Annotated in this window: 13 protein-coding genes; 4 read left to right on the plus strand and 9 right to left on the minus strand. The window is 72.6% G+C overall.

What is annotated here, in order from left to right; translation table 11 throughout:
* A partial coding sequence (locus C1J01_RS39260) for an MFS transporter (RefSeq protein WP_111184041.1) occupies positions 1-1,356 on the plus strand: 1,356 nt, incomplete at its 5' end.
* A 7-nt stretch (positions 1,357-1,363) separates the two neighbouring features.
* Here C1J01_RS39260 and C1J01_RS39265 read toward each other — a convergent pair.
* Entirely contained in the window at positions 1,364-2,161 is a 798-nt protein-coding gene (locus C1J01_RS39265; RefSeq protein WP_220040329.1) for a maleylpyruvate isomerase family mycothiol-dependent enzyme, read from the minus strand.
* Between the two features lie 92 nt (positions 2,162-2,253).
* Positions 2,254-2,883: a hemerythrin domain-containing protein gene (locus tag C1J01_RS39270; RefSeq protein WP_111184043.1), complete on the minus strand. Its 630-nt coding sequence runs from the start codon at positions 2,881-2,883 to the stop codon at positions 2,254-2,256.
* Positions 2,884-2,974: 91 nt separating this feature from the next.
* Here C1J01_RS39270 and C1J01_RS53560 point away from each other — a divergent pair, with 91 nt between their 5' ends.
* Complete coding sequence (locus tag C1J01_RS53560) at positions 2,975-3,574, plus strand: TetR/AcrR family transcriptional regulator (RefSeq protein ID WP_111184045.1); 600 nt, start codon at positions 2,975-2,977, stop codon at positions 3,572-3,574.
* Here the strand turns inward: C1J01_RS53560 and C1J01_RS39280 are convergent.
* From C1J01_RS39280 to C1J01_RS39300, 5 genes are all read right to left on the minus strand, one after another.
* Complete coding sequence (locus tag C1J01_RS39280) at positions 3,561-4,367, minus strand: alpha/beta fold hydrolase (RefSeq protein WP_111184047.1); 807 nt, start codon at positions 4,365-4,367, stop codon at positions 3,561-3,563. The genes C1J01_RS53560 and C1J01_RS39280 overlap by 14 nt on opposite strands.
* 58 nt (positions 4,368-4,425) lie before the next feature.
* The gene (locus tag C1J01_RS39285; protein ID WP_235854957.1) at positions 4,426-6,072 is read right to left on the minus strand and encodes an ABC-F family ATP-binding cassette domain-containing protein; all 1,647 of its coding nucleotides are present in this window, start codon (positions 6,070-6,072) and stop codon (positions 4,426-4,428) included.
* Between the two features lie 203 nt (positions 6,073-6,275).
* Positions 6,276-7,127, minus strand: a complete 852-nt coding sequence (locus tag C1J01_RS39290; RefSeq protein WP_111184048.1) for an alpha/beta fold hydrolase — start codon at positions 7,125-7,127, stop codon at positions 6,276-6,278.
* A gap of 44 nt (positions 7,128-7,171) precedes the next feature.
* The gene (locus C1J01_RS39295) at positions 7,172-8,194 is read right to left on the minus strand and encodes a P1 family peptidase (RefSeq protein ID WP_111184050.1); all 1,023 of its coding nucleotides are present in this window, start codon (positions 8,192-8,194) and stop codon (positions 7,172-7,174) included.
* A gap of 76 nt (positions 8,195-8,270) precedes the next feature.
* Complete coding sequence (locus C1J01_RS39300) at positions 8,271-9,098, minus strand: hypothetical protein (protein WP_111184052.1); 828 nt, start codon at positions 9,096-9,098, stop codon at positions 8,271-8,273.
* 203 nt (positions 9,099-9,301) lie between these two features.
* Between C1J01_RS39300 and C1J01_RS39305 the strand changes: the two genes are divergently transcribed.
* A complete protein-coding gene (locus C1J01_RS39305) occupies positions 9,302-10,456 on the plus strand; it encodes an FAD-dependent monooxygenase (protein WP_111184054.1) in 1,155 nt (384 codons plus the stop codon).
* Positions 10,457-10,471: 15 nt separating this feature from the next.
* Here the strand turns inward: C1J01_RS39305 and C1J01_RS39310 are convergent, their stop codons facing one another.
* On the minus strand, positions 10,472-10,999 hold the full coding sequence (locus tag C1J01_RS39310) for a GAP family protein (RefSeq protein ID WP_181449216.1): 528 nt from the start codon (positions 10,997-10,999) through the stop codon (positions 10,472-10,474).
* 105 nt (positions 11,000-11,104) lie between these two features.
* On the opposite strand from C1J01_RS39310, the gene C1J01_RS39315 reads away from it, so the two are divergent.
* A complete protein-coding gene (locus C1J01_RS39315) occupies positions 11,105-11,488 on the plus strand; it encodes a TetR family transcriptional regulator C-terminal domain-containing protein (RefSeq protein ID WP_181449217.1) in 384 nt (127 codons plus the stop codon).
* Positions 11,489-11,505: 17 nt separating this feature from the next.
* On the opposite strand, the gene C1J01_RS39320 is transcribed toward C1J01_RS39315, so the two are convergent.
* Complete coding sequence (locus C1J01_RS39320) at positions 11,506-12,933, minus strand: serine hydrolase domain-containing protein (protein WP_111184057.1); 1,428 nt, start codon at positions 12,931-12,933, stop codon at positions 11,506-11,508.
* Positions 12,934-13,034 lie beyond the last annotated feature (101 nt).

Consider the following 13,034-nt stretch of genomic DNA (forward strand, 5'->3'; position numbering starts at 1 on the left):
AGCCCCACCAACCCCAACCCCTTCGGGTGGGGGCCCTTCATCGTGTTGTTCATCGTCGGCATGGTGGACCGCATCGAGGCCAACCTGATGTCCGGCGTGCTGCCCCTGGTGCAGGCCGAGTGGAGGTTCAGCGACACGGCGGCCGGGTCCATCCCGACCGCCTCCGCCCTGGCCGCCGCCGCCGTCGCGCTCCCGGCCGGCTATCTCGCCGACCGCTACAGCCGTACGCGGATCATCGCGATCGTGGTGCTCTGCTGGGCCCTGGCCACTCTCGGCTCCGGCCTGGCCGCCGGGTTCGCCATCTTCTACCTGATGCGGGTGCTGCTGGCCGCGGCCGAGAACATCGACAACCCCGCCGTCGGCAGCCTGCTCGCCGACTTCTACCCCGCCGCCACCCGCATGCAGGTGTACGGCTGGACCCGCATGACCACCTACCTCGGCGGCGTCGGCACCCTGCTGGGCGGCGTCATCGGGCAGGCGTTCGGCTGGCGGGCGGCGTTCCTGCTGATGGCGATTCCCGGCGTGCTGACCGCCGTCCTGGTGTGGCGGCTGCGCGAGCCGGAACGCGGGGTGATCGACCGGATGATGGCCGCCGCCGCGGCCGGGAAGCAGGAGCCGGCGCAGGCGCCGCCGGCCGGCGGGCTGGTGCCGCCGCAGCCCGGCCCGGCCGACGCCGACCCCGCCCCGAAGCCCGGCGCCGCCGTGAAGCCGCCGTTCTGGCCGCAGGTGCGCGAGGTCCTCGCCATCCGCACCCTGATCCTGGTCTCGCTCGGCGTGATGATCCTCACGCTCGGCCTCGGCGGCGTGTACTACTGGCTGCCGTCCCTGCTCGTGCGCACCTTCGGCCTGGGCGCCGGCGTGGCCAGCAGCCTCACCGGCGCGACCACCATCATCGCCGTGGTGACCGGCACCGTGGCCGGCGCCCGCATCGCCAAGCGGCTGCACGGCCGGGTCAAGGGCGGCCGCCTGCTGGTCGGCGGCGCCGGCATCGCGGTCGGCTCGGCGCTGCTCGGCTGCGCCCTGCTGATGAACTCGCCGTACACCATGATCGCCCTCGTCTTCGTGGCCGCGACGATCTCCTCCACCGCGATCCCGACGTGCACGGCCTCCATCGCGGACGTGGTCGGCGCCAAGTCGCGCGGGGTCGGCTTCGCCGTCCTGCAGTTCCTGCTCACCCTCGGCGCCGCGTTCGGCCCGCTCATCGTCGGCATCTCCTCCGACGCCACCGGCTCGCTCATCACCGCCATGTACGTGCTGATCGTGCCCATGGTGCTCGGCGGCCTGGTGGTGCTGGCCTCCCGCGGCGCCTACGAGAGGGAGGCGGCCCGCGTGCTGGAGCAGGCCCGCGACGCCTAGAACGCGCCTAGAACCCGGGGAAGACCCGGCGCAGGTCGTCCACGGTGACGCCGTCACCCGTGAGGCTCACCGTGGACGGCGTGTGCTCGGGGGAGTGGCGGCCGTAGACCAGGCGCACGAACCACTCGGCGGGCGCGGTCAGCACGGCGTCCGGCTCGGCCGGGACCTCGCCGATCCGCACCGCCTCGCCGACCTCCAGCCCGAACGACCGGTCGGGCGACGTGGTGCGCACGGCCACGGACGCCCGCCGCCCGCCCAGCCCCTCCGGCCTGGCGGCGAACCCCAGCATGCCGCCGACCTGGTCGAGCAGCAGCTCGGCGGCTCCCGGCGTCAGCGTCGCCGCCGGGTCGAAGGCCACCTTGACGTCCCAGGCGTGGTTGGCGAACTCGCTGAGCCGCATCCCCGCCAGGGTGGCCACGCTCGCCGGCTCGGCCGGGAACCACAGCTCGATCCGCAGATCCTCACGCGCTCGCGCGTCGAACCCGGCCAGGCGGCGCAGCAGCGCCTCGTTGGCGGTGACGAACGCCTCCGCCCGCTCGGCGGGCGGCATGGCGTCCCAGCGGGCCCAGATGCCGCGGATGGTGTCAATGGAGGGGGAGCCGGTGGCGTTCACCGCGCCGTCGACCGCGGCCAGGCTGATCTCGGCGCCGCTGCCCAGGTGGCTCAGCACCTGCGAGACGTCCCATTCCGAGGCTCCCGACGGCCGGGTCAGGTCGTCGGGGCCGAACCCCTTCACCATCGAGGCCAGCTCGTCGAATCCGGCGCGCAGCTCGCGGATCGTCTGTTCTGCCCGGTCGGTCATCATGATCTCCTGTCCAGCGATCGAGCCGCCGCGATCCCGGCGCGCCGACGGCAGGCTACTTCCCCGTGCGCCCGCCGCTCCAGCCCCCTCCGCCTTCAGCTCGCCTGGAGCACGCGCAGGTCGTTCTCCGCCTGCGCGCGCAGGATCGGGAGCGCCGCGCGGGCGGGCTCCGGCAGCCCGGCGAGCACCAGCTCGACCTCGCGCGGGTCGCCCACCAGGTCGAAGAAGCCGATCAGCAGGTGGGCGGCGTCCATCGGCGAGGTGGCGATGACCTGCTGGGAGAACTCCGCCCAGTCCTCGGCCGTCATGTGCGTGCGCAGCGCCGGGAACAGCAGCGGCTCCTCGTGCTCCAGGTGGCGGTGGACCAGGTCGCGGACGGCCGCCGCGGCGTCCGCCAGCTTGGCACGGTCGCCGTCCTGCTGGGCCGGGGCGGCGGCCAGGGCGTCGAGGGAGGCGTCCAGCAGGTCGTGCTCCTTCGACAGCTCCGCCAGCCCGGCCGCGACCTGGGCGTCGGCGGCGGCGAGCCGCGGCCACAGCAGGTCGTCCTCGCTCTCGTGGTGGTGGTGCAGCTGCGCCACCAGGAAGTCGCGCAGCACCGCGATCGCGGAGAGCGGGACGCCGGTACGCGGCGCCGCGTCCGCGAGCAGGGACGTGGCCTTGCGGTGGAAGTCGTGGGCGAGCCGCGTCTCGATGATCGACATGGGCTCGGTCTGGGCGTTGCTCATGGTGGTTCCCCCGAATCACAAATAATGACCAAGTGGTCATCAGGGATCGTAGCGGAACGGACCCCCTGATGACCACGCGTACAGTAGCGGCATGACCTCTGCTCCGGACGCGACACCCCCCGCCGAACCGGCCCGAAGGCGCAGGCGCGATCCCGAGGCGCACCGGGCGGCCATCCTCGACGCCGCGCGGGAGGCATTCGCCGAACACGGTTACGCCCTCGCCACCATCCGCGACATCGCCCGCCGGGCAGGGGTCACCCACGGGCTGGTCATGCGGCACTTCACGTCAAAGGAGCAGCTGTTCCTGTGCGCCGTGCCCGGCACCCGCGACCTCGACGAGATCGTCGCGGGCGACGTCGCGTCCCTGCCCGAGCGGGTGGCCGCGGGGTTCGTCGCGCGCATGGAGACGAACGCCGCCGACGACCCGTTCGTCACCCTGATCCGCAGCGCCGCCTCCAACGAGCGGGCCGCGATCGACCTCTACACCGCGATGCGGCGGCGCAGCGTCGCCGCGTACCGGACGGTGCTGGACGGCGACGACGTGGACGTGCGCGTGGAGCTGATGGCCGCGCAACTGATCGGCGTGGCCTTCAACCGCTACATCGTCAAGGCCGGCCCGCTCGCCGCGATGACCGCCGGCGAGCTGACCGCCCACCTGTCCCGCGTCCTGCGCGGCATCATGTTCGGCTGACGGAGCGCAGGAACTCCAGCAGGAGCGGGTTGAACTCCCCAGGATTGTCCTGGTTGGCGTTGTGGCCGGCGCGGGGGATGACCTCGTAGCGGCAGTTCGGGTCCCTCGCCGCCCATGCCGGCGCCGTCCTCGCGATGTTCCCCGTGGTGTCGTGCTCCCCGTGGGTGAGGAGCAGCGGGTGCTCGATGGTGTAGCCGGGCCGCGGCCGTACGGCCGCGGCGACCGCCCGCCACACCTCGAGGAACTCCCGCCGGGACAACCGCCCGGCCGCCTCGTACGCGTACGCGCGGGCCTGCGGCGTCGCGGCCGTCCTGGCGGCCATCCGGCGCCGCAGATCCCCGTACGGCCACGCCGCGAACCACCAGGGCGAGCTCTTCAGCGCCCACGCCTCCCAGCGGGCGACGGGCATGGTCGTGCACGTCGACCCGATGACGACCAGGGCCCGGACCCGCCCGGGGTGGTTGAGGACCACCTCCTGGGCGACGTAGCCGCCGAGCGACTGGCCGACGAGGCAGACCGGCCGGCCGACGCCCGCCTCGTCGAGCAGCGCCAGCAGGTCGGCCGCCAGGTCGCCGACGGTCAGCGGGGTCCGGCCGAGCGGCTTCGACTCGCCGTGGCCCCGCAGGTCCCAGGTGAGCGTGCGGTAACCGGCGTCGTTCAGGACGGGCACCTGGGGGTCGAACATGCGGTGGTCCATGGTGGCGCCGTGGGTCAGCACCACGACGGGGCCGTCCGCCGGCCCGCTCCACCAGTACCGCACCCGCGACCCGTCTCGCTCCAGGCTTCCCGTCATGAGACCGCCTCCCTGATCGCCTGTCGCCGTAGTGATCTACATTGTTAAGGTACCGGCCTCATGAGCTTCCCGCGATCGTCGTGACCGGCCACTCGGCGAGATCGGCGAGCAGTTGCCGGTCGTGGGTGGCGACGACGACGGCCGCGGGTGTGGTCAGCAGCGCCTCGGTGAGCTCGTCCACCAGCAGGGCGGACAGGTGGTTGGTGGGCTCGTCGAGGATGAGCAGGTCGGGCCGCCGAGCCAGGCACAGGGCGAGGTGCAGGCGGCGTCGCTGCCCGTGCGACATGCGCCCGACGGGGGTGCGCAGGGCTTCGGCGTCGAGCAGGCCCATGCCGGTGAGAGGTGCGGCCCCTTCGGGGACGTGCCCGCGGTAGATCTCGTACGCCAGCAGGTCGGCCGGCCACGGCGGCACCTCCTGGGAGAGGTGGGCGACCGTCGCGCCGGGGGAGCGGCGTACGGCCCCGCCGGTCGGCGTGAGCTCGCCCGCCAGCAGGGCGAGCAGTGTCGACTTGCCGGCGCCGTTGGGGCCCGTGACGAGCAGCCGGTCGCCGCCGTCGAGGTCGAGGGTGACCGGGACGCGCAGGCGTCCGGTGACCGTGACGTCGTCGCAGCGCAGGATCGGCGTGCCCGCACGGGTCGGCAGCTCCGGCCAGCGCAGGGCCGGCGGGGGAGGGGGCACCGTCACGCGGTGCTCGTCGAGCTGCTGCCGGCGGCGTTTGAGGTTCTGGACGACCGCGGGCGCGTGCGACTGGCGCTGGTGCTTGCCGGTGCCCTTGTCGGGTCGCCATCCGGTGCTGAGCCGGTCGCGGGCCTCCTGCACGGCCTGGGTGAGCCTGGCGTGCTCGGCCTGCTGGGCCTCGTGGTCCTGGGCCCAGCGTTCCCGTTCGCGGCGGCGGCCCTCGTGCCAGCCGGCGTAGCCTCCGGCGTAGCGGCGGGGGCGGTCGTCGCGGCTGGGGTCGAGGTCGAGGAACTCCTCGGCGACCTCGCGCAGCAGGGCGCGGTCGTGGGTGACGATCGCCAGGCCGCCGGTGCGGGAGCGCAGGTGGGCGGCCAGGTAGTCGAGGCCGTCGGCGTCGAGGTGGTTGGTGGGTTCGTCGAGCAGCAGGATGTCGTGCCCGCCGCCGAGGACGCACGCCAGGCGGACGCGGTAGCGCTCGCCGACGGAGAGCGTGGCGAGCTCCCTGTCACGGTCGGCGCAGGCGTTGAGCCCGTCGAGGGCGAGGTCGACGCGGCGTTCGGCGTCCCAGGCGTCCAGGCGCACGGCGGCGTCGAGGGCGGTGGCGTAGAGGGTGTCGGCGTGCGCGTCGCCGTTCTCCAGACCGATGGTGGCCCGGTCCAGGGCGTGCAGGGCCAGGTGCGCGGGGCGCAGTGTCTCGGCGACGAGGGTGGCGACGGTCTCGCCGTCGTGGGCGGGCAGGGTCTGGTGGACGACGCCGATGGTGCCCGCGCGTTCGACGTGGCCGTCGTCGGGGGTGAGGTCGCCGGCCAGGACGCGCAGCAGGGTGCTCTTGCCGCGGCCGTTCTCGCCCACGATGGCCGTGCGGGAGCGGTGGGAGACGGTGGCGTCGGCGTCGGACAGCACGAGGCGCCCGCCGAGGGCGACGCGGATGCCGCGCGCGCGGATGTGCGCGCCGGAGCCGGCGGGCAGGCGGGCGGTCAGGGTGAGGTCAGTGAGAAGTTCGAGGGTCGAGGGAGTGGTCTCCACGGTGTGCTCCGCAGCTCGTTTTCCGGAGCCGGGCAGCACGAAGCTGCCGCCCGGCGATGGTCGGCCGGGACGGCGGGCACGTGACTGGGGATGCTCGGTGCCGCGCCGTCAGGCGCGGTGGCGGAGCCTCGGGAAGCTGAACCCTCGATGACACATGGGGACGATGTTACCGGTTTGCCGTACCCGGTGGGCACGGCGGTGGATCAGGTGGCGGTATCGGAGTCGGTCCAGAACCGGTCGAGCTCGTCGCAGATGAAGTCGGTCTGCTCCTGGAACACCCAGTGGCCGCAGTGTTCGATGACCCCGCCCTGCGCGTTCGTCGCGATGGCGCGGGCGCTGTCGATGCAGTGGGAGCCGAACGAGGTGCGGCCGCCCCAGGCCAGCATGGGCACGGTCAGCTTCTCGGCGGTGAGCTCCTTGGTCTGCTCGGCCATCTGCGGGATGTAGCCGTAGAGGTTGAGGCTGGCGCGCAGGTTGCCGGGCTGGCGCATCTGGGTGGCGTACGCCTGGATCTCGGATTCGGGCACCGCGGTCGGGTCGTAGGCGAAGTCGCGGAAGAAGTGCCGCAGGTACTGCTCTTCGCGTCCTTCGACCAGGAAGCGGGTGATGTCCATGTTCATGTGCATGCCGAGGTGCCAGTACGCGACGCGGGGGTCGACGTAGCCGGGGTAGTCGAGGCCGAAGAACGGCGTCTCGATCGTGGCGAGCGACAGGGCGCGGCCGGCGGCGAGGTAGGCGAGCGCGACGGCGGCCGGGCCGCCGAGGTCGTGGCTGAGGATGTGGAAGCGCTCGACGTTCTCGGCTTCGAGCAGGCCGAGCATGTCGGCCGCGATCGTCCTGGGCTCGTACCCGCTGAAGGGTTTGTCGCTGTCGGCGAAGCCTCTGAGGTCGGGGGCGATGAAGCGGTAGCGGTGGCCGAGCCGTTCGATGACGATCAGGTATTCGCGGTGGGTCTCCGGCCAGCCGTGCAGGCACAGGACGACCGGGCCCGATCCGGCGGTGACGTAGTGGAGCCGGACCCCGTTGGTCTCGGCACGATGGTGTGCGACGTCCATCAGAACCCCCTGCACCGAACCGCTGCCCCCTGGTGAGGGGGCCTCTACCCCGCCGTGCCGGGGTGAACCGGGAGCCGGTCGTAGGGGAGCGCGTGGCTGGTGCGGCCGTGCACGCCGGTGGTGGTCGTCGCGGTGAACAGGGAGTTGAGCAGGGCCTCCTCGACGGCGTCCATGACGGCGGCGAAGAGGGGGTCGAGCCGGTCGTCGGGCAGGGGCTCGCGTTGCGGCGGGGCGGTGCTGAAGGCGATCGCGTAGTCGCCGCTGCCGTGGGCGTACGACGCTCCGACGCGTCCCATCGCGAAGATCGCCCGGCGGGCGAGGCGGCCGAGCCGGCGGGCGTCGAGCGGGGCGTCGGTGGCGATCACGATCATGCACGAGTTGCCGGGCGGCTGCTCGTCGCGTACGCCCGGCAGGAGCTCCTCGACCGGCATCGGCGTGCCCTGGACGGTGAGCACGCCGCCGAAGTTGGCCTGGACGAGCGCTCCGACCGTCACGGGGTCGCCGCCGGCGGTGAGCCGCCGCGAGGAGGTGCCGATCCCGGCCTTGTACCCGAGGGCCGTGGTGCCGGTGCCGGCTCCCACGCAGCCTTCCGCGGGGAGCCCGCCGGAGGCTCCGTCGAGCGCGTCGAGGACGTGCTGCTCGGTGATGGGCCGGCGCCGGATGTCGGACAGGTGCCCGTCGTTGGTCTCGCCCACGAGCGGGTTGAACGACAGGCCGTCCGGGCGGAGCCTCATCAGGTACGTCAGCACGGCGTCGGCCGCCCGGAACACCGAGAGCGTGGCGGTCAGGACGATGGGCGACTCCAGCACGCCGAGCTCGTCGACCTGGGTGGAGCCGACGAGCTTGCCGTACCCGTTGCCGGTGTGGACCGCCGCGGGCAGCCCGAGCCGCGGGGGCACGACGGCGGTGACGCCGGTGTGCAGTTCGGCGCCGTCGTCGAGGGTGGTGTGCCCGACCAGCACCCCGTCGACGTCGGTGATCGCGTTGAGCGGCCCCGTGGGCAGCGTGCCGGGGACGACGCCCAGCGAGCGGGCCCGGAGGCGTCCCCGCTGGGCCGCGTCGGTCATGGTGTTCCTCGTCCTCGTCCTCGTCCTCGTCGTCGCCGTCGCCGTGGGTGGTGGTGCGGTGTCACGACGATAGCGGTCAGCTCCACACGCCGGGCGTCAGGCGGGGCGCCTTGTCGTCGAGCCGGCTCCGGTCGATCACGTCGCCTTCGAGGGGCAGCAGGATGGTGGCCTCGCGGCCCCAGTCGGAGTAGCGGGTGTCGGACTCGACGCGGAGGGAGCCGTCGCCGGTGGGCAGGACGGCCTTGGCGGCGACCCGCTGGACCAGGCCGTCACCGTTGAGCCAGAGGGTGTAGGAGACCTTGGCGGCCTTGGGAAGGTTGCCGAAGCGCGAGGCGAACGAACGCGAGACCTTGGCGAGCTTGTCCGTCTTGACGGTGCCCTTGAGGATGCCGTCACGGTAGGAGGTGCGGGAGGTCAGCAGGGTTTTGAGCGTGGCGGGCTCCAGGACCTCGAGCAGCATGTTGCTGGTCGGCAGGTCGGTGCCGCGGTAGCGCACCCAGCTCGTGCCCTGGGGGAGGGCTTCGTCGACCACGGGGCCGGAGACGTAGTCGTCGCCGGCGGAGGAGATCGTCCTGACGGGCGTCTGCTGGAGCTCGACGTCGTCGCCGAGGCCGAGCTTCTTGGCGCTGCGGACGGCCTCCTTGCTGTAGCTCAGGGTCTGGGACAGATCGGAGGCGATCTCGCCGCGGGGGCCGAACCCGATCGTGCCGTCCATGCCGGAGGTGAGGGAGACGCCGCGGCCGTAGTCCGCCTTGACGGTGGCGACGATGTTGACGGCCTGGCCGCGTACCAGCTCGGCCTTGAGCGCCTTGACCGGGTCGATCTTGGGTGCTGCCTGCGCGGGGGTGGCGTTGAGCTGCACCAGGCCCGCGACCACGGCGGCACCGACGATGGTTCGCTTCATGGGATTCCTTGGATGGTCCGGAAAGACGCGAACAATCTTGTGCATCTAAGATCAACAGTCAAGCCGAACCATGAAAGCCGGTATTTCCCCATGAACGACCACGGTTTGGCCGTCTCCTGACCGGCGGCTCACCCCGTACCGACCGCCCTGACTGCTACTCTCCGTAACAGATTGTCGCGATCCGTAATGGTGGGGGCGCTCCCGTGAAGATCTCCTGTGTCGGCGGTGGACCGGCGGGCCTGTACTTCTCGATCCTGATGAAGGGGGCGGACCCGTCCCATGACATCACCGTGTACGAGCGCAACCCGCCCGGCTCCACGTACGGCTGGGGTGTGACCTACTGGGCCGAACTGTTCTACGCCCTCCACGACAGCGACCCCGAGTCCGCGTGCGCGATCAGGGACGCCTCGGTGCGCTGGGAGACCTGGACGATGCACCTGCAGGACCGCGCGACGGTGACGGTGGAGGGCGGGGACGACGGCTTCGGCATCGGCCGGCACGAGCTGCTGCACATCCTCACCGAACGCGCCCACTCCCTGGGTGTGCGCATCGAGTTCGAGCGCGAGATCGCCGACGAGGACGAGCTGGCCGGCTCGGACGTCGTCATCGCCGCCGACGGCGTCAACAGCGTGTTGCGCGAGCGGCACGCCGGCCACTTCCGCCCGCGCCTCGCGGCCGGACGCAACTTCTACACCTGGCTCGGCACCACCAAGGTCTTCGAGTCGTTCGTCTTCGCCTTCGTGCCGACGGAGCACGGCTGGATCTGGTGCTACGGCTATCCGTACAGCGCCACCCACAGCACCTGCGTCATCGAGTGCCCGCCGGAGACCTGGAGGGGGCTCGGCCTGCACGAGACGAACGACGCCGACTGCCTGGGCCTGCTGGAGAAGTTGTTCGCCGACGTCCTGGACGGCCACCCGCTGATGAGCCGGGGGCAGGGCGGCACGCGGTGGGTGAACTTCCGCACCCTGACCAACCGGGTGTGGTACCGCGACAACCTCGTCCTGGCCGGGGACGCCGCGCACACCACGCACTACTCCATCGGCGCGGGCACCGCCCTGGCCCTGGCCGACGCCGGCGTCCTGGCGGGCGCGCTGCTGAAGGAGCCGCACGTCCCGGTCGCCCTGCGCCGTTACGCCCGTGCGCGACGGTCCCAGGTGCGCACCAGCCAGAAGGCGGCCCGCTACAGCGCCCGCTGGTACGAGAACCTGCCGCGCTACATCGACCTGCCGCCGCGGCAGCTCGCCATGCTGCTCGGCCAGCGCCACTCCCGGCTGGTCGCCTACCTGCCCCCTGGCCTGTACTTCCGGATGGAGCAGGCGCTCGACACCCTGGCGTCGCTGGGCCGGCGCGGGTAGTCCCGCCGCGGGCGGTCACATCGTGATGGTGATCTGGTCGGGGAGCGCGTCCAGGAGGAGCAGGACGCCGGCGATCCCGACGATCCAGCTCAGTGTGGTGCGGGAGCCGGAGGAGAGTCTGGTCCGCCACCGCTCGAACCGTTCGCGCGTCCGGTCGTCCAGGGCGGCCCACGCGAGGAGGAGCACGACGCCGGGGATCACCATGATCGTCACGTACGCGCCGAGGAGCGGCGACCATTGCACGGCGGACAGGCCGGCCATGGTCATGATGCCGATCGCGGCGAAGTACGGCACGGCGGTGGCGAACTCGAACAGCCAGGTCCCCAGCCCCAGCAGCACCATCGAGCGCATGGTGAGGGACCCGGGCGTCCGGCCGGGGTTCCTGCCGGGGATGAGGTAGCTGCCCACGACGAGCGCCGCGCCGAGGACGCCCTGTCCCCAGGCGCGCACGGTGTCGTCGACGAGCGGTAAGACGGCGCCCAGGCCCAGCATGAGCAGCACCCCGGTGACGAAGTACGCGATCGCGACGGATCCGAGGTACACGCCGAGCAGCGCCCACGCGTGGGAGCACGCGCCGGCGGAGCTCGTCGGTGGTGGCCCGGACGACGTAGGTCTGCAGCTCGTGCGCGGCCCCGCACCGCGAGCTCCGTGGTCGAAGGGGTCGCCACGATCGTGGAGGAGATGTTGCCGCTCGACGCCGAGCGCCGCGAGGAGTACGCGTTGTGGTCGGCGATCGTGGAATGGGAACGCCGGCACCCTCCGGAAGGCGGCTCCGTGACGTGGAACGACCAGCGGGCGGTGTACCGCCAGTGCGTCGCCGCCGTACGCGGGCACGAGACCGCCGCCGGGCCGGGCGAGGCCGCCCGCCCGCACCCCGATCCCCAGGTCGAGCTCTGGGCCGCGCTCCTGCACACGTTCGCCGACGGGCTCGCCGCCCAGATCATGAAGACACCCGGCGAAGTGCCCCCCGACACCGCCGCACGGCTGCTGCGCTCGCTGCTGCGCGCCGTGCCGGAGCGGCCGGCCGGGTGACGCGCGGGGACGAAGACCTACGCCACGTCGGGCCGGGTCATGGGCGGCGCGCGCAGCTGTCGCAGCAGGCCGGGGCCGACCCGCGGCGTGATGTTCCACGTCGCGACCGCTCCGGGCGCATCGACGGTGAGGCGGACGCGGTGCGGGCCGGTGATGACGTACAGGTCCGCGACGAAGACCGTGCCCTGCCAGGCGCCGGTGGCGACGACGGGCCGGCCGAGCGGCGCGCTCTCCCGCCAGTCCTGGTGGCCGACCTCCAGGTCGAACGCGAGGTCACCGGTGTCGATGCGGACCCGCCAGCCGCCCGGCGCCGGCTCGACGGCGATCGAGGCGCCGAGCGGCAGGGGGTTGTCGGGCGCGTCGGTGACGACGGCGTGGGCGCGGCGCCCGGGGGCGAGTTCGCCGGGCACGAGGGGGAGTGACAGGTCCCGCAGACAGTCGGCCAACGTCCGGTCGCTCCCGGCGTCCCCCTCGCCGTCCAGGCCCGGCAGCAGACTGTCCCATACCGCGTCCAGAGGGGCCTGCATGTCGGTGGTGGCGGCCGTCATCGCCACCACGAGGTCATGTTCGGGCAGCACCAGGCAGTACTGCCCGAACGCGCCGTCGGCGCGGTAGCCGTGCCGGGACATCCAGAAGTGGTAGCCGTACCCCTCGAGCCAGTCGGCCGTCCGGGACCCGTCCTCGAACTGGCGGGTCTCGACGTGGCGCCTGGTCGCGAGCTCCAGCCACGCGCGCGGCACCAGTTGAGGGTCCCGGCGGCGACCTCCGCGCAGCAGCAGCTCCCCGAACGCCGCCACCGCCTCCGTCCTGAGGTGGAGCCCGTGGAAGCCGAAGGCGGCGCCGGAGGCGACGGTGTCCCATTCCCGGTGCCGTACGCCCATGGGCCCGAAGAGGCGGTCGTCGAGCAACTCCGCAAGGCCGCGGCCCGTCACCCGCTCCACCATCCGGGCCAGCACGAAACCGGCCGGGTTGTTGTACGCGTGCCGTGTGCCCGGAGGGTCCTGAGGCTGGATCCGCAGGAAGCCCTTGACCAGATCGGCGGGCTCGCACGCCCAGGCCGCCTCCAGCGGGTCCGTTCGATGGCCGGTGGTCATCGTCAGCAGGTGACGGACCGTGAGCCGGCCCGCCCGCGCAGGCAGGTCCGCGGGAACGTGGTCGTCCAGGACGTCGAGCACCCGATCGTTCAGGGCCAGCAGCCCGTCGGCGACCGCGAGACCGACGGCGACCGCGGTGAAGGACTTGGTCATCGAGTACAGCAGATGGGGCCGCTCGGCGGAGTACGGCCGCCACCAGCCCTCGGCCACGACGTGACCGTGCCGCACCACCATCAGCGAGTGGCACTCGATCCGCCGCTCCTGAAGGTCGTCCAGCAACGCCAGGAGCCGAGCCGCGTGCATACCCTGCGCGGACGGCGCCGACCGCGGCAGCAGGCGTTCTCGATCCATCGCACCCCGTTCTCAGCGCGTCACCGGAGTATCTCGTGCGGGGAGGGCCGGCGGCGGTCGATCAGGCCGTCGCGATGAGGCGTCGCAGCGAGGCGTGGGCG

It is taken from the genome of Nonomuraea aridisoli, assembly GCF_003236395.1.
Lineage (GTDB): Bacteria > Actinomycetota > Actinomycetes > Streptosporangiales > Streptosporangiaceae > Nonomuraea > Nonomuraea aridisoli.